The following is a 223-nucleotide window of genomic DNA, read 5'->3' on the forward strand; positions in this document are numbered from 1 at the left end:
ATGGGTTTTGATCGTCTGGGCAAAGGCTTTGGCATCATTCGTATTCCCGCTCATGGCCTGCATGTAGACAGGGATACCTGCCTGATTTTCGCAAATCAGCTCAAGGACAACTTGGTTCAGTTCGGGCCGGTGATCCCGGCTATAACCCGGCACCAGTGCAATGCGTTTTGTGTCATCTCCCAACGCGCTGTCATAGTCACCATCGACATGAAAACTCGTGATA

1 pseudogene is annotated in these 223 nt (G+C 51.1%); it reads right to left on the reverse strand.

Going from position 1 to position 223, the window contains the following annotated elements:
* A pseudogene (locus SLS51_RS23865) lies at positions 1-223 on the reverse strand (IS1634 family transposase); the annotation flags it as partial.

The sequence above is a fragment of the Photorhabdus africana genome (assembly GCF_035181445.1).
Taxonomy (GTDB): Bacteria; Pseudomonadota; Gammaproteobacteria; order Enterobacterales; family Enterobacteriaceae; genus Photorhabdus; species Photorhabdus laumondii.